At 57.3% G+C, this 19,691-nt stretch carries 18 protein-coding genes; 12 read left to right on the plus strand and 6 right to left on the minus strand.

All coding sequences use genetic code 11. The annotated features are described in order from the left end of the window. Positions 1–270 precede the first annotated feature (270 nt). The 4 genes from osmY (at position 271) to V1587_RS05715 (ending at position 3,129) form a co-directional block, all read left to right on the plus strand. Complete coding sequence (gene osmY, locus V1587_RS05700) at positions 271–888, plus strand: molecular chaperone OsmY (protein ID WP_395314531.1); 618 nt, start codon at positions 271–273, stop codon at positions 886–888. A gap of 127 nt (positions 889–1,015) precedes the next feature. Continuing rightward, positions 1,016–1,177, plus strand: coding sequence for a DUF1328 domain-containing protein (locus tag V1587_RS05705; RefSeq protein WP_003856556.1), 162 nt, complete (start codon positions 1,016–1,018; stop codon positions 1,175–1,177). Between the two features lie 120 nt (positions 1,178–1,297). Then, positions 1,298–2,350, plus strand: a complete 1,053-nt coding sequence (locus tag V1587_RS05710) for a patatin family protein (RefSeq protein WP_371899481.1) — start codon at positions 1,298–1,300, stop codon at positions 2,348–2,350. Then, positions 2,347–3,129: a TatD family hydrolase gene (locus tag V1587_RS05715; RefSeq protein ID WP_371899482.1), complete on the plus strand. Its 783-nt coding sequence runs from the start codon at positions 2,347–2,349 to the stop codon at positions 3,127–3,129. Before V1587_RS05710 ends, V1587_RS05715 begins: the two co-directional genes overlap by 4 nt. Here V1587_RS05715 and V1587_RS05720 read toward each other — a convergent pair. Beyond that, positions 3,124–3,984: a YjjW family glycine radical enzyme activase gene (locus V1587_RS05720; protein WP_371899483.1), complete on the minus strand. Its 861-nt coding sequence runs from the start codon at positions 3,982–3,984 to the stop codon at positions 3,124–3,126. The genes V1587_RS05715 and V1587_RS05720 overlap by 6 nt on opposite strands. Next, a complete protein-coding gene (locus tag V1587_RS05725; RefSeq protein WP_371899484.1) occupies positions 3,959–5,506 on the minus strand; it encodes a YjjI family glycine radical enzyme in 1,548 nt (515 codons plus the stop codon). Before V1587_RS05725 ends, V1587_RS05720 begins: the two co-directional genes overlap by 26 nt. 262 nt (positions 5,507–5,768) lie before the next feature. On the opposite strand from V1587_RS05725, the gene deoC reads away from it, so the two are divergent. The 4 genes from deoC to deoD all read left to right on the plus strand — a co-directional run bounded on the left by deoC (position 5,769) and on the right by deoD (position 10,068). Beyond that, the gene (gene deoC / locus V1587_RS05730; RefSeq protein WP_023310320.1) at positions 5,769–6,548 is read left to right on the plus strand and encodes a deoxyribose-phosphate aldolase; all 780 of its coding nucleotides are present in this window, start codon (positions 5,769–5,771) and stop codon (positions 6,546–6,548) included. Positions 6,549–6,656: 108 nt separating this feature from the next. Then, positions 6,657–7,979, plus strand: a complete 1,323-nt coding sequence (gene deoA / locus V1587_RS05735; RefSeq protein ID WP_371899485.1) for a thymidine phosphorylase — start codon at positions 6,657–6,659, stop codon at positions 7,977–7,979. Between the two features lie 53 nt (positions 7,980–8,032). Then, a complete protein-coding gene (deoB, locus tag V1587_RS05740) occupies positions 8,033–9,256 on the plus strand; it encodes a phosphopentomutase (protein ID WP_033144579.1) in 1,224 nt (407 codons plus the stop codon). 89 nt (positions 9,257–9,345) lie between these two features. After that, on the plus strand, positions 9,346–10,068 hold the full coding sequence (gene deoD / locus V1587_RS05745) for a purine-nucleoside phosphorylase (protein WP_010427122.1): 723 nt from the start codon (positions 9,346–9,348) through the stop codon (positions 10,066–10,068). A gap of 61 nt (positions 10,069–10,129) precedes the next feature. Here deoD and lplA read toward each other — a convergent pair whose 3' ends face one another. Then, the gene (gene lplA / locus V1587_RS05750) at positions 10,130–11,146 is read right to left on the minus strand and encodes a lipoate--protein ligase LplA (RefSeq protein WP_371899486.1); all 1,017 of its coding nucleotides are present in this window, start codon (positions 11,144–11,146) and stop codon (positions 10,130–10,132) included. Positions 11,147–11,185: 39 nt separating this feature from the next. After that, on the minus strand, positions 11,186–11,830 hold the full coding sequence (locus V1587_RS05755) for a YtjB family periplasmic protein (RefSeq protein WP_045907748.1): 645 nt from the start codon (positions 11,828–11,830) through the stop codon (positions 11,186–11,188). A 117-nt stretch (positions 11,831–11,947) separates the two neighbouring features. On the opposite strand from V1587_RS05755, the gene serB reads away from it, so the two are divergent. From serB to nadR, 3 genes are all read left to right on the plus strand, one after another. Beyond that, positions 11,948–12,916: a phosphoserine phosphatase gene (gene serB / locus V1587_RS05760; RefSeq protein ID WP_025757501.1), complete on the plus strand. Its 969-nt coding sequence runs from the start codon at positions 11,948–11,950 to the stop codon at positions 12,914–12,916. Between the two features lie 74 nt (positions 12,917–12,990). Further along, on the plus strand, positions 12,991–14,376 hold the full coding sequence (radA, locus tag V1587_RS05765) for a DNA repair protein RadA (RefSeq protein WP_014068810.1): 1,386 nt from the start codon (positions 12,991–12,993) through the stop codon (positions 14,374–14,376). A 37-nt stretch (positions 14,377–14,413) separates the two neighbouring features. Then, positions 14,414–15,646, plus strand: a complete 1,233-nt coding sequence (gene nadR / locus V1587_RS05770; protein WP_015572616.1) for a multifunctional transcriptional regulator/nicotinamide-nucleotide adenylyltransferase/ribosylnicotinamide kinase NadR — start codon at positions 14,414–14,416, stop codon at positions 15,644–15,646. A 111-nt stretch (positions 15,647–15,757) separates the two neighbouring features. On the opposite strand, the gene V1587_RS05775 is transcribed toward nadR, so the two are convergent. Further along, the gene (locus tag V1587_RS05775; protein WP_371899487.1) at positions 15,758–16,759 is read right to left on the minus strand and encodes a zinc-binding alcohol dehydrogenase family protein; all 1,002 of its coding nucleotides are present in this window, start codon (positions 16,757–16,759) and stop codon (positions 15,758–15,760) included. A 108-nt stretch (positions 16,760–16,867) separates the two neighbouring features. Here V1587_RS05775 and V1587_RS05780 point away from each other — a divergent pair, with 108 nt between their 5' ends. Continuing rightward, entirely contained in the window at positions 16,868–17,767 is a 900-nt protein-coding gene (locus V1587_RS05780) for a LysR family transcriptional regulator (protein WP_371899488.1), read from the plus strand. 130 nt (positions 17,768–17,897) lie between these two features. Here V1587_RS05780 and ettA read toward each other — a convergent pair whose 3' ends face one another. Then, positions 17,898–19,565: an energy-dependent translational throttle protein EttA gene (gene ettA, locus V1587_RS05785; protein WP_003856515.1), complete on the minus strand. Its 1,668-nt coding sequence runs from the start codon at positions 19,563–19,565 to the stop codon at positions 17,898–17,900. Positions 19,566–19,691: the final 126 nt, after the last annotated feature.

Here is a 19,691-nt window from a genome sequence, read left to right on the forward strand (position 1 = left end):
CTCTTCTTTAATTCCTGTCTTATTAATCCCTTGCGGAATGTTCTTAATTCAACGCAATTTCGCGCTATTCGCGCGTTTTTTACCCAATTCTGAAAGCGGCTCTGTGAGAGTGATCTATATTTAACTCAGTGTTTAACACCGGGCGTGGATAAATTAACTGTTCAATGCATGACTTTAGGTTATCCATTTTGCCCGTGTGTTTATTCGCAATATATATAACTACTAAGGAAGTACGTAGCCCGAATAACGGGTCAACACAGGAATAGATCGATGAATATGACAAGACTGAAGATTTCTAAAACTCTGCTGGCTGTAACCCTGGGTAGCATTCTGGTGAGCGGCTCCGCTCTGGCGGAAAGCAGCACCATGGATAAAGCACAGTCCACGGCCGACAGCGCAGGGCAAAAAATCGATAGCTCTATGAATAAAGTCGGCAATTTCATGGATGACAGCTCAATCACAGCAAAAGTGAAAGCCGCACTGGTGGATGATGAAGCCATTAAGAGCACCGATATTTCCGTTAAGACCGACAAGAAAGTGGTCACGCTGAGCGGCTTTGTTGAAAGCCAGGCTCAGGCTGAACAGGCGGTGAAAGTGGCGAAAGGCGTCGAAGGCGTTGCCTCCGTCAGCGATAAGCTGCACGTACGTGACGGCAAAAACGCGTCGGTGAAAGGTTATGCCGGTGATGCAGCCACCACCAGCGAAATCAAAGCTAAACTTTTAGCAGATGACATCGTGCCGTCCCGTAAGGTGGAAGTGGAAACCACCGATGGTGTGGTTCAGCTTTCCGGTACGGTAGATTCGCAGGCGCAAAGTGAACGTGCCGAGTCCATCGCGAAAGCGATTGATGGTGTGAAAAGCGTTAAAAACGATCTGAAAACGAAGTAAATCTGGACCATTCGCCCGTCTGGCTAACACCTGCGGGCGATATAAGAACGACTCTGGAAAAACGCCGGTGGGTGACCTGAGCGCTCACGTTTAGCGGCCGACATTAACTATGGTAAAGGAGAAGCTTATGTTTCGTTGGGGCATTATATTTCTGGTTATCGCGTTAATTGCCGCCGCATTGGGCTTTGGTGGACTGGCAGGTACAGCGGCATGGGCAGCTAAAATTGTCTTCGTTGTGGGTATTATTCTGTTCCTGGTCAGCCTGTTTACGGGGCGTCGACGTCCGTAGCAAACGCAATATTCCTTCAACAAAATAAAGCCAGTCACTGCGACTGGCTTTTTCTTATTTGCGGAACAGGTCGGGTGCGTTACTGTGGTGTTATAAAATAATCAAAACAGGAAAGCAGAGGTGGGGCAACGAATTCCCGTTACGCTCGGCAATATTGCGCCGCTGACGTTAAAACCGTTTCGCGCAGGTCAACTCGCGCTGGTCTGCGAGGGTGGCGGGCAGCGCGGCATTTTCACCGCTGGCGTGCTGGACGAATTTATGCGCGCGCAGTTCAACCCGTTTGACCTTTACTTCGGCACGTCTGCCGGGGCGCAGAACCTCTCTGCCTATGTCTGTAACCAGCCCGGCTACGCGCGAAAGGTCATCATGCGCTACACCACGGCGAAAGAATTTTTTAATCCGGTGCGCTTTGTGCGCGGCGGTAACCTGATCGACCTCGACTGGCTGCTGGAATCAACTTCCAGCCAGATGCCGCTGGCCATGGACACCGCGGCCCGCCTGTTTGATAGCGGTAAAGAATTCTGGATGTGCGCCAGCCGGGGCGATGACTATTCGCCGGGCTATTTTTCGCCTCAGAAAGAGAACTGGCTGGACATCATCCGTGCCTCCAGCGCGATCCCCGGTTTTTATCGTACCGGTGCCCTGCTGGACGGCATTAGCTATCTGGACGGCGGGATCAGTGACGCGGTGCCGGTGCAGGAAGCCGCCCGTCGCGGGGCGAAAACCATTGTGGTGATCCGTACCGTACCGTCGCAAATGTATTACACCCCGCAGTGGTTTAAGCGGATGGAGCGCTGGCTGGGCGACAGCAGCCTGCAGCCGCTGGTGAACATCGCGAAGCAGCATGAAACCACCTACGGCGCGATGCAGCGTTTTATTGAAAAGCCGCCGGGTAAGCTGCGTATTTTTGAAATCTATCCCCCTAAGCCGCTGCTGAGCATGGCGCTGGGGAGCCGCGTCCCTGCGCTGCGTATGGATTATAAAACGGGGCGGCTGTGCGGGCGCTACTTCCTGGCGACGGTAGGGAAAATGCTGGCGGAGCAACCGCCGCTTCATCGCCATAAACGCATTATTACGCCGCCGGCGATTGTCGCCAACGATCCCCTGACGATGCCGCTGGTGGATATTCCGCAGGCGAACGATGCTTTACTGGATAACGAGGATCTGGCGTGACGCACCGCTTTATCGATACCCACTGCCACTTTGATTTCCCGCCGTTTACGGGGGATGAAGCGCAAAGCATTGCGAAAGCGGCTGACGCAGGCGTTCAGGCCATTATTGTGCCGTCAGTGGAAGCGGCGTACTTTTCCCGCGTGCTGGATCTTTCTGCACGGCACCCAGCGCTCTATGCGGCGCTCGGCCTGCATCCGATCGTGATTGAACGGCATCGTGATGAGCACATTGAGAGACTTGATGAGATCCTGCAGACCGCAGGCGACAAGCTTGTCGCCATCGGGGAGATCGGCCTCGATCTTTATCGCGAGGACCCGCATTTTGAGCGCCAGCAGACGATCCTCGACGCGCAGCTCAGGCTGGCGAAGCGTCACGATCTGCCGGTGATCCTACACTCCAGACGCACGCACGATAAGCTGGCAATGCACCTGAAGCGCATCGATTTGCCGCGCAGGGGCGTCGTGCACGGTTTCTCCGGCAGCCTGCAGCAGGCGCAGCGTTTTATCAAACTGGGCTACAAAATTGGTGTGGGTGGCACCATTACCTATCCGCGCGCCAGTAAAACCCGCGACGTGATGGCACAGCTGCCGCTGTCGTCGCTTCTGCTGGAAACCGACGCGCCGGATATGCCGCTGAATGGTTTTCAGGGCCAGCCGAATCGCCCGGAACAGGCGGCGCGCGTGTTCACCGCCCTGTGTGAACTGCGAAAAGAGCCTGAAGAGGTGATTGCCGACGCGCTGCTTGAGAATACCCGTTCGGTATTTGGCATTACGCTATAGGTAAAGCGCCGGGCGAATCACCATTATCTTCTGTTTTTCCAGCGCCAGTGCCAGCGGCTCAACGTCCTCGGGCGTGGCGCTGCGCCATGATGCCGCCTCACCGTAAACGCCATGCGCATGAAATGCGTTGAGGCGCACCGGCACATTCCCCAGCCCGTGGATAAACGTCGTCAGCGGCTTGAGATGTTCCAGATAATCACACTGCCCCGGAATCACCAGCAGGCGGAGCTCCGTCAAACGGTGACGATCTGCCAGCCAGCGGATGCTCTGCTTGATCTGCGGATTGTCGCGCCCGGTCAGAAAGCGGTGATGCGCATTCCCCCACGCCTTGAGATCCAGCATCGCGCCATCCAGTACCGGCAGCAGCTTTTGCCAGCCGGTTTCGCTTAACAAACCGTTGCTGTCTACCAGGCAGGTCAGATGATGCAGGGCGGGATCGGCCTTGATTGCGGTGAACAGCGTCACTAAAAACGGTAATTGCGTTGTGGCTTCACCGCCGCTTACGGTGATCCCTTCGATAAACGGTGCGGATTTGCGGACCTGAGCGAGGATCTCCTCCACGCTCAGGCGGTGCGCCATAGGCGTTGCCTGCTGCTGGCACAGGTGCAGGCAGGTGTCGCACTGCTGGCAGTCGCTCTCCTGCCACCAGACGCGTCCAGCCTGAATGGTCAGCGCGTCGTGCGGGCAGTGGAGTACGCAGTCCCCGCAGTCGTTGCAGCGGCCTATCGTCCACGGGTTGTGGCATGTTTTACAGCGTAGGTTGCAGCCCTGCAGGAACAGGGCCAGGCGGCTGCCCGGCCCGTCCACGCAGGAAAAAGGAATGACCTGACTAACTAAAGCGCATCTGCTGTTCATGGCTAATCACGCGCGGCTGACGTTCCAGAATTCGGGTATTGCGTGCGGCTTCTTCCCCCAGCCACGTGGTGTTCGTTCTCGACCCTGCGTCCCGGTATTTATCCAGATCCGACAAGCGAACCATATAGCCGGTGACGCGCACCAGATCGTTACCCGCTACGTTGGCGGTAAACTCGCGCATACCCGCCCTGAACGCGCCCAGGCACAGCTGAACCACCGCCTGCGGGTTGCGTTTTACCGTTTCATCCAGCGTCAGGATATCGCTTATCCCGGAAGCGTAGTGCTTGTGATGGGGAGCCACCGCCAGCAGGTGGCTGATGGGATCCGGCTCGTCGCCATAGGGCAGGCGTGCGCCCGGCGTGGTGCCCGAATCGGAGCTGATCCCCGACTGCGCATGAAGCATCGCGCGCTGCTTCCAGCCGTGTTTCACCGGCGTGTTTTCCACGAACACCGCAAGCTGTTCGCTGATGCGATAGCCCAGCGCGTTGGCCTGCTCATCTTTGCCGTAACGTCCCGCGATGCCTGCTTTCTCACAGAGCGCGTTTACCGCTTCTGCCAGACCGTACATGCCAAACATCGGCACAAACCGATCGGCATCAATCAGCCCCTCTTTCACCAGGAAGCTATTCTCAAAGAAGCCGGATTGTTGATACAGGAAATCGCAGCGGGCATCAATGATGGCCATTTGCTGCTGGCAGTAGTGCGGGAGCGTGCGGGTGAAGAAGTCTTCAATGGACGTACTACGGTCAGCAATGGCTTTGAGGTTAAGGCGCACCAGGGTGCTGCCACCGCCTGCCAGAGGCAGGGAGTTGTAACAGCTCACCACGCCATAACGGCCTTTTGTGAAAATTTTATCATTCACCGGGCCATTAGAAATGTGCGGTTTGCTGCATTCACATATGTTTTTTGCCACCTCAAGCAGTAAATCATCCGGGGTGATCTCTGGATCATAAATAAAGGTCAGGTTCGGCGCGACCTGCTTCAGCTCTGCATCGGCACGCAGAATGGCTCGGGTAATGGGGCCGTCAGCAGGCCCGATGTTTGCGTGCATAAACGCATCCGGCAGCGTACGGTCAAGATAGCGCCAGAAACGTTTTATTCGGCTATTGATTTCTTCTTGTGTTAGAATTCTAACATATGGTTGCAGCAACTCATCAAGCTGGCCGAGATAGACCGGCATCGATGTGACGGACGGAACATGATGGTAGAGGATGGTTAACAGCGAGAGAGCATCGTCGAGATCTTTCGCGCCTTCCAGCTCCAGCCATTCTGAACCGTTAGCCAGGAATTTTGCGTAGTCCGGCAGAACGTAACGGGGTTTGTAAGGCGCATGGCCTTCGAACATGTCGCAGATAAAACCTTCGTCCAGAGCGGCTCGTGCGGCCTCAGGAAGTGCCGGATACGGCAGGTTGTTTTCCGCTTCCAGCGCCAGAAAATGACGTTTTTGTTCCGGGGTTAACACCGGGCTTGTCACAATGTTCTGGCAACGTTGCTGCAGGGCGTCGGGGCTGGAGTGGGGCATATTCGCTTCCTTGAATGTTCTGCGGATGATGAACGGATTGTAGAAAGCCTGCCTGTTGGCGCTTTTGATCCCACAGGGGGTATTGCTGCTTTAGTCGGCAATTTGCGCACTAAAGTTTGAAGAAGATCTCATTACAGAAATGCAAATTTGTACGCAGTTTTCATTAACTGTGATGAATGTCGAAGTGTGGATGCGGGTGAATGTTAGAATACTCACAGACCCGCAAGGTAAAATTTATACGGCACTGCCGTTGGAGAATGTTATGACCGATTTAACTGCAAGCAGCCTGCGCGCGTTGAAACTGATGGACCTGACCACCCTGAACGATGACGACACCAATGAAAAAGTCATCGCCCTGTGCCATCAGGCGAAAACGCCGGTGGGTAACACCGCCGCCATCTGTATCTACCCGCGCTTTATCCCGATTGCCCGTAAGACGCTGAAAGAGCAGGGCACGCCGGATGTGCGCATTGCAACCGTAACTAACTTCCCGCATGGCAACGATGATATCGAGATTGCGCTGGCAGAAACCCGCGCGGCGATTGCCTACGGCGCAGACGAAGTTGACGTGGTGTTCCCGTACCGCGCGCTGATCGCCGGCAACGAGCAGGTCGGTTTTGATCTGGTGAAAGCCTGTAAAGACGCGTGTGCGGCGGCAAACGTGCTGCTGAAAGTGATCATCGAAACCGGTGAGCTGAAAGAAGAGGCTCTGATTCGTAAGGCGTCTGAAATCTCCATCAAAGCCGGTGCGGATTTCATTAAAACCTCTACCGGTAAAGTGCCGGTGAATGCGACCCCGGAAAGCGCGCGCATCATGATGGAAGTGATCCGCGACATGGGCGTATCCAAAACCGTCGGTTTCAAACCCGCGGGCGGCGTGCGTACCGCAGAAGACGCGCAGCAGTTCCTGGCGATTGCCGACGAGCTGTTCGGCGCCGACTGGGCCGATTCCCGTCACTACCGCTTCGGTGCGTCCAGCCTGCTGGCCAGCCTGCTGAAGGCGCTGGGTCACGGCGACGGTAAGAGCGCAAGCAGCTACTGATTGCCAACAATGCCGGATGACGCTTCGCTTATCCGGCCTACAGGATCGTAGGGCGGGTAAGCGTAGCGCCACCCGCCACAACTCCCCCGATTCCGCATGGAGGTTACCGTGTTTCTCGCACAAGAAATTATTCGTAAAAAACGTGATGGTCATGCATTAAGCGACGAAGAGATCCGCTTCTTCATCAACGGCATTCGTGATAACACCGTCTCAGAAGGGCAGATTGCGGCCCTGGCGATGACCATTTTCTTCCACGATATGTCGATGCCTGAGCGCGTGTCGCTGACCATGGCGATGCGAGATTCAGGAACCGTTCTGGACTGGAAAAGCCTCAACCTTAACGGCCCGATTGTGGATAAACACTCCACCGGCGGCGTGGGCGACGTGACGTCTCTGATGCTCGGCCCAATGGTGGCAGCCTGCGGCGGTTACATCCCGATGATCTCCGGGCGCGGCCTGGGCCACACCGGCGGTACGCTCGACAAACTGGAAGCCATTCCGGGCTTCGATATCTTCCCGGATGACAACCGCTTCCGCGACATTATTAAAGACGTTGGTGTGGCGATTATCGGCCAGACCAGCTCTCTTGCTCCGGCAGACAAGCGTTTCTACGCGACCCGCGATATCACCGCGACCGTTGACTCTATCCCGCTGATCACCGCCTCTATCCTGGCGAAGAAACTGGCAGAAGGGCTGGACGCGCTGGTGATGGACGTCAAGGTGGGCAGCGGCGCGTTTATGCCAACCTATGAACTCTCAGAGGCGCTGGCCGAAGCGATCGTTGGCGTCTCCAACGGCGCGGGCGTGCGCACTACCGCACTGCTCACCGACATGAACCAGGTGCTGGCTTCCAGCGCCGGTAACGCAGTCGAAGTGCGTGAAGCCGTCCAGTTCCTCACCGGCGAATACCGTAACCCGCGCCTGTTCGACGTCACCATGGCGCTGTGCGTTGAGATGTTAATCTCCGGCAAGCTCGCCAAAGACGACGCAGACGCCCGCGTGAAGCTGCAGGCGGTGCTGGACAACGGCAAAGCGGCGGAGATCTTTGGCCGCATGGTCGCGGCGCAAAAAGGCCCGACCGACTTCGTTGAAAATTACGCTAAGTACCTGCCAACCGCGACGCTCAGCAAAGCGGTGTATGCCGATAGCGAAGGGTTTGTCTCCGCCATGGACACCCGTGCGCTGGGTATGGCGGTGGTCTCGATGGGCGGCGGTCGCCGTCAGGCGTCAGACACCATTGATTACAGCGTCGGCTTTACCGATATGGCGCGTCTGGGCGACAGCGTTGACGGTCAACGTCCGCTGGCGGTAATCCACGCCAAAGACGAAGCCAGCTGGCAGGAAGCGGCAAAAGCGGTGAAAGCGGCAATCAAGCTTGACGATAAAGCGCCGGAAACCACACCGACTGTCTATCGCCGTATCACCGAATAGCGGTATACTGATCTGATCGATAATTTTTGAAGCACTACGTACGGAGAACAATTATGAAACGTGCATTTATTATGGTGCTGGACTCATTCGGCATCGGCGCAACCGAAGATGCAGAACGTTTTGGTGACGTGGGTTCCGATACCATGGGTCACATCGCGGAAGCCTGTGCGAAAGGCGAAGCGGACAACGGTCGTAAAGGCCCTCTGACTCTACCTAACCTGACCCGTCTTGGGCTGGTGAAAGCGCATGAAGGCTCTACCGGTAAAATTGCAGCCGGTATGGACGGCAACGCGGAAGTCGTGGGCGCCTATGCCTGGGCGCACGAGCTCTCCTCCGGTAAAGACACCCCGTCTGGCCACTGGGAAATCGCCGGTGTGCCGGTGCTGTTCGACTGGGGCTATTTCTCCGATCACGAGAACAGCTTCCCGCAGGAGCTGCTCGATAAGCTGGTGAAGCGTGCCAACCTGCCGGGTTACCTGGGCAACTGCCACTCTTCCGGTACCGTGATTTTGGATCAGCTCGGCGAAGAGCACATGAAAACCGGCAAGCCGATTTTCTACACCTCTGCTGACTCCGTGTTCCAGATTGCGTGCCATGAAGAGACGTTTGGCCTGGATAAACTCTACGAGCTGTGCGAAATCGCTCGTGAAGAGCTGACCGAAGGCGGCTACAACATTGGCCGCGTGATCGCGCGTCCGTTTATCGGTGACAAAGCGGGTAACTTCCAGCGTACCGGTAACCGTCACGATCTGGCCGTTGAGCCACCTGCACCAACCGTGCTGCAGAAGCTGGTTGAAGAGAAAGACGGTCACGTGGTGTCCGTGGGTAAAATTGCGGATATCTACGCCAACTGCGGCATCACTAAGAAAGTGAAAGCCACCGGTCTGGATGCGCTGTTCGATGCCACCATCAAAGAGATGAAAGAAGCGGGCGACAAGACAATCGTCTTCACCAACTTCGTGGACTTCGACTCCTCCTGGGGCCACCGTCGCGACGTAGCGGGCTATGCAGCGGGTCTTGAGCTGTTTGACCGCCGTCTGCCGGAGCTGATGGAGCTGGTGGGTGAAGATGACATTCTGATCCTGACCGCGGACCACGGCTGTGACCCGACCTGGACCGGTACCGACCACACCCGTGAGCACATTCCGGTGCTGGTGTACGGCCCGAAAGTGAAGCCGGGCTCGCTCGGTCACCGTGAAACCTTCGCGGACATCGGCCAGACCCTGGCGAAATATTTTGGTACGTCAGACATGGAATATGGCAAGGCCATGTTCTAAATCATGTAGGGTGCGGTCTGATGCCCTCACCCCAGCCCTCTCCCACAGGGAGAGGGTGAAAAGAATAAACAATGTAAAAGGAACTGAAGATGGCAACTCCTCACATTAATGCAGAAATGGGTGATTTCGCTGACGTCGTATTGATGCCGGGCGACCCGCTGCGCGCGAAGCACATCGCAGAAACTTTCCTCGAAGACGTGCGTGAAGTGAACAACGTTCGCGGCATGCTGGGCTTCACCGGTACCTATAAAGGCCGCAAGATCTCCGTTATGGGTCACGGCATGGGTATCCCATCCTGCTCTATCTACACTAAAGAGCTGATCACCGATTTCGGCGTGAAGAAAATCATCCGCGTTGGCTCCTGCGGCGCGGTGCGCATGGACGTTAAGCTGCGCGATATTGTTATCGGTATGGGTGCCTGCACCGATTCCAAAGTTAACCGTATGCGTTTCAAAGACCATGACTTCGCGGCAATTGCCGACTTTGGCATGGTGCGTGACGCGGTTGACGCGGCAAAAGCGCTGGGCGTTGAAGCGCGCGTGGGTAACATCTTCTCTGCTGACCTGTTCTATGCACCGGACGGCGGCGAGATGTTTGACGTGATGGAGAAATACGGCATTCTGGGCGTGGAAATGGAAGCGGCCGGTATCTACGGCGTGGCGGCTGAGTTTGGTGCGAAAGCGCTGACCATCTGCACCGTGTCTGACCACATCCGTACTCACGAGCAGACCACCGCTGCCGAGCGTCAGACCACCTTCAACGACATGATCAAAATCGCGCTGGAATCCGTTCTGCTGGGCGATAAAGAGTAATTCTGTCTCTTCCCTCCCTCTCCCTGTGGGAGAGGGCTGGGGTGAGGGCACCAGACCGCACCTAGCGCACGGCCTGCGCAATCCACGCTGACAAATCCCTTAACTCTTTTTCCTGCTCCGGGAAATCCCCAATCAACGCGTCGCATTCCTGCTGCAGCATATCCGCCCGGTACAAACAGCCCTGTAAACGTGCCGCCAGCGCCTCTAACGGTGCGGGATTAAGGCTATCGGTAAACACCTGCGTACGGGTGATATGGCCTTTCTCCACGTCAAAATGCAGCTCCACGCCGCCCCAGGTAAAACGCTCGTCCAGCAGATGGGAAAACGCAGGAGCCTGGCCGAAGTTCCACTCCCAGCTGCTCTGGCGGGCGAAGGTTTCGGCGAAGTTGGGCAGGTCCGGGGTTTTATCTGGTGAGATCACTTCTGCTTCCACGCGCTCGCCGTAATGTTCAAAGAACGCGTCACGGATCGCATCGCAAATCTGCTGGTGAGTAATTCCCGGCAGCAGTTCCACCAGATTTGCCACGCGTCCGCGCACGGAGGTAATCCCCTTAGCCTGCAGCTTTTTCTTGTCCGGATTCAGGTAGTTCGCCAGACGGCTCAGATCAGCGCTCAGCAGCAGGGTGCCGTGGTGGAACCCGCGATCCATCGTTTCGCGGTAGGCGGAGCCGGACATTTTGCGATCCCCGTCGGGCGTTTTGACCACCAGATCGTTACGTCCGGAGGCTTCAGCCGTCACGCCGAGTGAATTCAGCGCATTGAGGACAATGGAAGTAGAGATGGTTTTGTCATACTCCGGTTTGCCCGCCATAAAGGTAAAGCAGGTATTGCCCAGATCGTGAAACACCGCGCCGCCGCCGCTGCTCCGGCGCGCCAGGCGGACGTTGTCCTCTTCCATACGCCGGGTGTTGCACTCTTTCCACGGGTTTTGCGCGCGGCCGATAACCACCGTATCGGCGTTACGCCAGAGAAAGAGGACGCGCTGGGTGGCGGGCATCTGGCGGAAGATGCACTCTTCCACCGCGAGATTAAACCAGGGATCGTAAGAGTCAGAGATAAGCAGGCGTAACGTCGTCATGGCAAAGTTCCTTTTCTGAATCGTTCGCCTACTTTATCACTATTCTTTCTTCTCGCTCTCTTCGTCTTCGGGGACTGACCGGCTGGCGGTCAGCAGGAACGGAGATTGCTGCCAGCGCGTGCGTTTGCCGCGAAGCAGGGTGCGCGCCAGAACAACGCCAATGGCGAGCGAAAGCAGCAGCATCAGGCGCAGAATGTTGGTGGTATTATCGACCTGTTTGGCTTCAGTGGGCAGAGTATGGGTGTCGAGCGTCAGGCGCAGATAACCCAGAGGACCATTCTTGCCCTGAATAGGTTCAACAAGCTGTTGGTTGAAGTAGCCGCCGGCTTTTTTGCCGTCCAGCGCCAGCCTGTCGCGAACGTCGACATGCTCACCCGCGCGGGCAATCAGGTTGCCTTGCTCATCATAGACGCCCGCATCAAGAATGCGGCTGTTCTCCGTGAGCAGGCGTAAAACCTGTCCTATTCGCTTATCGTCCGGCGTTTCGGTTCGCATGGACGGCGCGACGTTGAGCGTCACCTGGCGTGCCAGCGTGCGGGCCAGCTCTTCAAACTGCGGATTACGTTGCCGTTGATGGTTCTGGCTAAACCACGATGCCCCCTGCATCAGCACCACTAAGAGTGCGAGACAGGAAAGGACAATCACGGCGCGATGGAGCCGGAATTTCAGTTTTGCGCGAGCCATATTCCACCTGCTGAAAATTTACGGCTTAATGTTGCCAGAAGTGATGGTTACAGGGTAGCCTCATGCGTTATTTTCCCTCTGCAACCTTCCGGCGCGAACGAAATTACAGGAGCTTTAATGCCGAACATTACCTGGTGTGACCTGCCAACGGATGTCTCTTTATGGCCAGGATTGCCGCTCTCTCTAAGTGGCGATGAGGTGATGCCTCTGGATTACCACGCCGGTCGTAGCGGCTGGCTCCTCTACGGACGCGGTCTGGATAAGCAGCGCCTGACCCAGTATCAAAGCAAGCTGGGTGCGGCAATGGTCATCGTCGCCGCCTGGTGCGTGGAAGACTACCAGGTTATTCGCCTGGCGGGTTCCCTGACGCAGCGCGCAACGCGTCTGGCGCACGACGCCGGGCTGGACGTCGCGCCGCTGGGTAAAATTCCGCATCTGAAAACGCCGGGCCTGCTGGTCATGGATATGGACTCTACCGCCATTCAGATCGAGTGCATTGACGAGATTGCGAAGCTGGCGGGCAGCGGCGAGCTGGTGGCGGAAGTCACCGAGCGTGCGATGCGCGGCGAGCTGGATTTCACCGCCAGCCTGAGACAGCGCGTGGCGACCCTGAAAGGGGCCGATGCCAACATCCTGCGCCAGGTGCGCGACGTGCTGCCGCTGATGCCAGGGCTGACGCAGCTGGTGCTGAAGCTGCAGTCCCTCGGCTGGAAGGTGGCGATCGCCTCCGGTGGCTTTACCTTCTTCGCGGATTATCTGCGGGAAAAACTGCATCTGACCACCGTGGTGGCCAACGAGCTGGAGATCATGGACGGCAAGCTGACCGGCCAGGTGATCGGCGATATCGTGGATGCCCAGTACAAAGCCAACACCCTGACGCGTCTGGCGGAAAAATATGAAATTCCGGTTGTCCAGACCGTCGCTATCGGGGACGGCGCTAACGACCTGCCGATGATCAAAGCGGCCGGGCTGGGCATTGCCTACCATGCCAAGCCAAAAGTGAATGAAAAGACGGAAGTGACTATCCGTCACGCTGACCTGATGGGGGTGTTCTGCATTCTCTCCGGCAGCCTTAATCAGAAATAACGGCCTGCTTTGTAGGCCGGGTAAGCGTAAGCGCCACCCGGCACGCAGGCCACACAGAAATAATGAGGTAAACCGTGGCGAAAGCTCCAAAACGCGCATTTGTCTGTAATGAATGTGGTGCGGATTATCCGCGCTGGCAGGGGCAATGCAGCGCCTGCCATGCCTGGAACACCATCACCGAAGTGCGTGGTGTGGCGGCTTCGCCGAGCGTGGCCCGCAATGAACGCCTGAGCGGCTATGCCGGTAACGCGGGCGTGGCGAAGGTCCAAAAGCTCTCGGACATTAGCCTCGAAGAGCTGCCGCGCTTCTCTACCGGGTTCAAAGAGTTTGATCGCGTGCTCGGCGGAGGGGTGGTACCGGGCAGCGCCATTCTGATCGGCGGTAACCCGGGCGCGGGTAAATCGACCCTGCTGCTGCAAACGCTCTGCAAGCTCGCCGAACAGATGAAAACCCTGTACGTCACGGGCGAAGAATCACTGCAGCAGGTGGCGATGCGCGCGCACCGCCTGGGCCTGCCGACCGGCAACCTGAACATGCTCTCTGAAACCAGCATCGAGCAGATCTGCATGATCGCCGAAGAAGAGCAGCCGAAGCTGATGGTGATCGACTCCATTCAGGTGATGCATATGGCGGACATCCAGTCCTCGCCGGGCAGCGTTGCGCAGGTGCGTGAAACCGCGGCCTACCTGACGCGCTTTGCCAAAACGCGCGGCGTGGCGATTGTGATGGTCGGCCACGTAACCAAAGACGGCTCGCTGGCCGGACCGAAGGTGCTTGAACACTGTATCGACTGCTCGGTGATGCTCGACGGCGACGCGGACTCCCGCTTCCGTACCCTGCGCAGCCATAAAAACCGCTTTGGGGCGGTGAACGAACTTGGCGTGTTTGCCATGACCGAACAGGGGCTGCGTGAAGTCAGCAACCCGTCGGCCATCTTCCTGAGCCGTGGCGATGAGATCACCTCCGGCAGCTCGGTGATGGTGCTGTGGGAAGGGACGCGCCCGCTGCTCGTTGAAATTCAGGCGCTGGTGGACGTGTCGATGATGGGCAACCCGCGGCGCGTGGCGGTCGGTCTGGAACAGAACCGTCTGGCAATCCTGCTGGCGGTGCTGCACCGTCACGGCGGGCTGCAGATGGCGGATCAGGACGTCTTCGTTAACGTGGTCGGCGGCGTCAAAGTCACGGAGACCAGCGCAGACCTGGCGCTGCTGCTGGCGATGGTCTCCAGCCTGCGTGACAGGCCGCTGCCGCAGGATCTGGTGGTCTTTGGCGAAGTGGGCCTTGCCGGGGAAATCCGTCCGGTTCCCAGCGGCCAGGAGCGTATCTCCGAGGCAGCAAAACACGGTTTCCGTCGGGCAATCGTTCCCGCCGCCAACGTGCCGAAAAAAATCCCGGAAGGGATGCAGGTGTTTGGCGTGAAGAAACTCGCAGATGCGTTAAATGTCTTTGACGACTTATAATTACGTAAATTTGATTTTGCAGGAGGCACCGTAATTTATGTCATCATTTGACTACATCAAGACCGCAATCCGCCAGAAGGGCTGCACGCTGCAGCAGGTGGCGGACGCCAGCGGCATGACCAAAGGCTACCTGAGCCAGCTGCTGAACGCCAAAATCAAAAGCCCCAGCGCGCAGAAGCTCGAAGCGCTGCACCGCTTTCTGGGGCTGGAATTCCCGCGTATGCAAAAGAACATCGGCGTGGTGTTCGGCAAGTTTTACCCGCTGCATACCGGACATATCTATCTGATCCAGCGCGCCTGCAGCCAGGTTGACGAGCTGCACATCATCATGGGCTACGACGAAACCCGCGATCGCCAGCTGTTTGAAGACAGCGCCATGTCGCAGCAGCCGACCGTGCCGGACCGTCTGCGCTGGCTGCTTCAGACCTTTAAGTACCAAAAAAACATTCGCATTCATGCCTTCAACGAAGAGGGTATGGAGCCCTATCCGCACGGCTGGGACGTGTGGAGCAATGGCATTAAAGCGTTTATGGAAGAGAAGGGCATTGCGCCTAACTGGATCTACACCTCTGAAGAGTCCGACGCGCCGCAGTTCCGCGAGCATCTGGGCATTGAGACGGTGCTGATCGATCCGAAACGCACCTTCATGAACATTAGCGGGGCGCAGATCCGCGAAAACCCGTTCCGCTACTGGGACTACATCCCAACCGAGGTGAAGCCGTTCTTCGTTCGTACCGTCGCGATATTGGGCGGCGAGTCGAGCGGGAAATCTACGCTGGTCAACAAGCTGGCGAATATCTTCAATACCACCAGCGCGTGGGAGTACGGGCGCGACTATGTCTTTTCCCATCTGGGCGGCGACGAGATGGCGCTGCAGTATTCCGACTACGACAAAATCGCGCTCGGTCATGCCCAGTACATTGATTTCGCGGTGAAATACGCCAACAAGGTGGCGTTTATCGATACCGATTTTGTCACCACCCAGGCGTTCTGCAAAAAGTACGAAGGGCGTGAACATCCGTTCGTGCAGGCGCTGATTGACGAATATCGCTTTGACCTGGTGATCCTGCTGGAAAACAACACCCCGTGGGTGGCCGACGGCATGCGTAGCCTCGGCAGCTCCGTCGACAGGCGTGAATTCCAGACCATGCTGGTGGAGATGCTCAACGAAAACAACGTTGAGTTTGTGCATGTGGAAGAGTCGGACTACGACTCCCGTTTCCTGCGCTGCGTCGAGCTGGTGAAGGAGATGATGGGGGAGCAGGGGTAAAAAACTTACCCCTCACCCTGCCCTCTCCCCATAGGGGAGAGGGTAAAGACAGCGCCGAGCGATCCCCTCGCCCCTATGGGGAGAGGGCTAGGGTGAGGGGAATCAGACCACTCAGAACTCAACCACCACTTTCCCGCGCATATGCCCGTCCAGCACCTTACGGTGCGCTTCGGTAATGCTCTCCACGCTCAGCCCGTGCAGCGTTTCGCTGAGCGAACTTTCCACCACGCCGTTATCCACCAGCTTCGCCACCTCATTGAGGATCTCACCCTGACGCGCCATATCCGCCGTCTGGTACATGCTGCGGGTGTACATAAACTCCCAGTGCAGGGCGGCGGATTTGGACTTCAGCTTGTCCTGGTTCAGCGGACGTTCATTCTCAACGATGGAACAGATATGCCCCTGCGGCGCAATCAGTTCACTGACCGCATCCCAGTGCCCGTCGGTGTCGTTGAGGATGAAAATGTAATCCACAAAGGTGAGCCCGTGTTTCGCCAGCTCGCCTTTCAGGTCGCGGTAGTTGACGACCACGTCAGCCCCGCGCTCGCGGCACCACCGGGCGGAATCTTCTCGTGAAGCGGTTGCGACGATCTTCACCTTGCTGTTGTGCTTCGCAAACGGGATCGCCAGCGATCCCACCCCGCCCGCGCCGCCGATGATCAGTAGCGTTTTGTCCGCCCCGGCATCCTGAATATTCAGCCGTTCAAACAGACCTTCCCATGCGGTGAGCGCGGTTAAGGGCAGTGCAGCGGCTGCCGCCCAGCCGAGGCTGGCAGGCTTGCGCCCGACAATGCGTGCATCGATCAGCTGATGCGTGGTGTTGCTGCCCGGTCGGGTGATGTCGCCCGCGTACCAGACCTCGTCACCCGGCTTGAACCCGGTGACGCCAGCCCCAACGGCTTTGACGATCCCGCTGGCGTCCCACCCGAGAATGCGCGGCTCGTTCAGCCCGTTCTTAGCAATGCCCGCGTGGACTTTGGTATCAACCGGATTAACGGAAACGGCCTTCACTTCCACCAGCAGGTCGTGCTCGTCGGGCTGCGGCATCGGCGGGATGATTTCAATGAAGGTGGACGGATTTTCTGGGTTAACGGCGATGGCTTTCACTGACATGGTGTGCTCCTCAATGGCATGCGTTTTGTTGAGGCTAGTCTATTAAGTGGTCAGCTGCATGATAAGATGGACAATCGAGAACTCAGCGTTCGTACAGGATGAACAATCATGTTTAAACAGCTGCAGGATATGGCGCTTTTCGCGCTGGTGGCGGAGATGGGCAGCTTTACCGCGGCAGCCCAGAAAGCCGAACTGCCGAAATCCAGCGTGAGCCAGCGAATTAGCCAGCTGGAGCAGCAGGTGGGTATCCGCCTGCTTAACCGCACCACCCGCAGGCTAAACCTGACGTTTGCGGGCGAGCACTATCTGGTGCACTGCCGCGAAATGCTGGCGGCCAGCGAGCGGGCGGAGTACGCCATTCAGCGCCTGCGCGAAAACCCGAGCGGGCGGCTGCGGATCACCTGTCCGGCGGGGATTGGGGCGACGCTGCTGGCGCATATGAATGCCGAGTTCCAGCTTCGCTATCCTGACGTTTCGCTGGACGTGTCGATCTCTGATGACGTGGTGGATCTGGTCGAGGCAGGTTTTGACGTGGCGCTGCGTACCGGCAAGCCGCAGGACTCCTCTCTGATTGGCCGGATGATCGGGCATTGTCCGCGCTTTATGCTGGCCTCGCCGGACTATCTGGCGCGTCGGGAGCCGTTAATTCATCCCCGTCAGCTGGTGGAGCATCGATGCATTACGCACCGGGCGTGGTCGGAGTGGCTTCTGCGAAGCGAGAGCGAGGATTATCGCTACCTGCCGGATAACGCCCACATGACCGATAATCTGGTATACGCCCGCGAGTGTGCGATTGCCGGGGCGGGGATCACGCTCTTACCCGCGTTTCTGCTGGAAGATAAGATCGAAAAGGGTGCGCTGGTACAGGTACTGCCGGAGTGGAATGTTGAAGGTAACGATCTGTGGCTGGCCTATCCGAGCCGCAAGCTGAATTCGCCCGCGCTAATGAGCTATATCGACTATGCAATGCAGTTTGATGAGGTGAAGCGGTATTACGTGGGCAAATAAAAAAAAGCCGGGTGGCGGCTTCGCCTTACCCGGCCTACAAAGTGCGCAGCCTGATGCCCTCACCCTGACCCTCTCCCGCGGGGAGAGGGAACAAACATAAAAAACGGCAACCGAAGTTGCCGTTTTGCTTTTATTTCGCAATACGCTTGTACTTAATACGCTTCGGCTCCAGCGCGTCGGCGCCCAGCGTGCGTTTCTTGTACTCTTCGTATTCGGTGAAGTTACCTTCGAAGAACTCCACTTTACCTTCGTCCTGGTAGTCCAGGATGTGGGTCGCGATACGGTCGAGGAACCAGCGGTCGTGCGAGATAACCATCGCGCAGCCCGGGAACTCCAGCAGGGCGTTTTCCAGCGCGCGCAGGGTTTCGATATCCAGGTCGTTTGTTGGTTCATCGAGCAGCAGAACGTTGCCGCCCACCTGCAGCAGCTTCGCCAGGTGCAGACGACCGCGTTCACCGCCGGACAGCTCGCCTACACGTTTGCCCTGATCGGTGCCTTTAAAGTTAAAGCGACCAACGTAGGCGCGGCTTGGCATCTCGGTGTTGCCGATACGCATGATATCCAGGCCGCCGGAGACTTCTTCCCACACGGTTTTGCTGTTATCCATCGCGTCACGGAACTGGTCAACGGAGGCCAGCTTCACGGTCTCACCCAGGGTGATAGAGCCGCTGTCAGGCTGTTCCTGACCGGACATCATGCGGAACAGGGTCGATTTACCCGCGCCGTTCGGACCGATGATGCCGACGATAGCGCCTTTCGGTACGGAGAAGGTCAGGTCGTCGATCAGCACACGGTCGCCGTAAGACTTACGCAGGTTGGTCACTTCAACCACTTTATCCCCCAGACGTGCTCCAGGTGGAATAAACAGTTCGTTGGTTTCGTTACGTTTCTGGTATTCGGTGTTGTTCAGCTCTTCGAAGCGTGCCAGACGGGCTTTGCCCTTAGACTGACGGCCTTTCGCGCCCTGACGCACCCACTCCAGCTCTTTCTCAATAGACTTACGACGCGCCGCTTCCTGAGACGCTTCCTGAGCCAGACGCTGATCTTTCTGCTCCAGCCAGGAGGAGTAGTTGCCTTCCCACGGAATACCTTCGCCGCGGTCCAGCTCAAGGATCCAGCCAGCGACGTTGTCGAGGAAGTAACGGTCGTGGGTAATCGCCACAACGGTACCTTCGAAGTCGTGCAGGAAGCGCTCCAGCCACGCCACGGATTCCGCATCCAGGTGGTTAGTTGGTTCGTCGAGCAGCAGCATATCTGGTTTTTCCAGCAGCAGGCGGCACAGCGCCACGCGGCGACGTTCACCACCGGAGAGGTTCGCGATTTTAGCATCCCAGTCCGGCAGACGCAGGGCATCCGCCGCGCGCTCCAGCTGCACGTTCAGGTTGTGACCGTCGTGCGCCTGGATGATCTCTTCATACTTGCCCTGCTGTGCGGCCAGCTTGTCGAAGTCCGCATCCGGCTCGGCGTATTTGGCATACACTTCATCCAGACCTTTCAGGGCGTTAACCACTTCGGATACCGCTTCTTCAACGGATTCGCGAACGGTGTGTTCCGGGTTCAGCTGAGGTTCCTGCGGCAGGTAGCCAATTTTGATGCCAGGCTGCGGACGGGCTTCACCTTCGATGTCTGTATCAATGCCGGCCATGATGCGCAGCAGGGTGGACTTACCGGCACCGTTGAGACCCAGAACACCGATTTTTGCGCCCGGGAAGAAGCTCAGCGAGATATTTTTAAGAATATGACGTTTCGGCGGGACAACTTTGCCGACACGATGCATGGTATAAACGAATTGAGCCACGTTGGACTTCGCCTCTTTTATCGTAATGAGAAGGAATTTCAGCCTCGAAGTGTAGCCTTTTTCACGCCCTAATCCCAGCCAGGAACGTCGGGAGTGTTAAAACGCGCAAGAAAGGTAAAAAAGTGT

The sequence above is a fragment of the Enterobacter sp. ECC-249 genome, assembly GCF_043965265.1.
Lineage (GTDB): Bacteria > Pseudomonadota > Gammaproteobacteria > Enterobacterales > Enterobacteriaceae > Enterobacter > Enterobacter quasiroggenkampii.

Bases quoted from the DNA above. Each gene is read 5' to 3' on its own strand.
- V1587_RS05755 (WP_045907748.1), bottom strand. From the start codon at position 11,830: ATGGCTCGCGCAAAACTGAAATTCCGGCTCCATCGCGCCGTGATTGTC.
- deoD (WP_010427122.1), top strand. From the start codon at position 9,346: ATGGCAACTCCTCACATTAATGCAGAAATGGGTGATTTCGCTGACGTC.
- nadR (WP_015572616.1), top strand. From the start codon at position 14,414: ATGTCATCATTTGACTACATCAAGACCGCAATCCGCCAGAAGGGCTGC.
- V1587_RS05720 (WP_371899483.1), bottom strand. From the start codon at position 3,984: ATGAACAGCAGATGCGCTTTAGTTAGTCAGGTCATTCCTTTTTCCTGC.
- lplA (WP_371899486.1), bottom strand. From the start codon at position 11,146: ATGACGACGTTACGCCTGCTTATCTCTGACTCTTACGATCCCTGGTTT.
- V1587_RS05775 (WP_371899487.1), bottom strand. From the start codon at position 16,759: ATGTCAGTGAAAGCCATCGCCGTTAACCCAGAAAATCCGTCCACCTTC.
- V1587_RS05705 (WP_003856556.1), top strand. From the start codon at position 1,016: ATGTTTCGTTGGGGCATTATATTTCTGGTTATCGCGTTAATTGCCGCC.
- osmY (WP_395314531.1), top strand. From the start codon at position 271: ATGAATATGACAAGACTGAAGATTTCTAAAACTCTGCTGGCTGTAACC.
- deoB (WP_033144579.1), top strand. From the start codon at position 8,033: ATGAAACGTGCATTTATTATGGTGCTGGACTCATTCGGCATCGGCGCA.
- V1587_RS05725 (WP_371899484.1), bottom strand. From the start codon at position 5,506: ATGCCCCACTCCAGCCCCGACGCCCTGCAGCAACGTTGCCAGAACATT.
- deoC (WP_023310320.1), top strand. From the start codon at position 5,769: ATGACCGATTTAACTGCAAGCAGCCTGCGCGCGTTGAAACTGATGGAC.
- serB (WP_025757501.1), top strand. From the start codon at position 11,948: ATGCCGAACATTACCTGGTGTGACCTGCCAACGGATGTCTCTTTATGG.
- V1587_RS05780 (WP_371899488.1), top strand. From the start codon at position 16,868: ATGTTTAAACAGCTGCAGGATATGGCGCTTTTCGCGCTGGTGGCGGAG.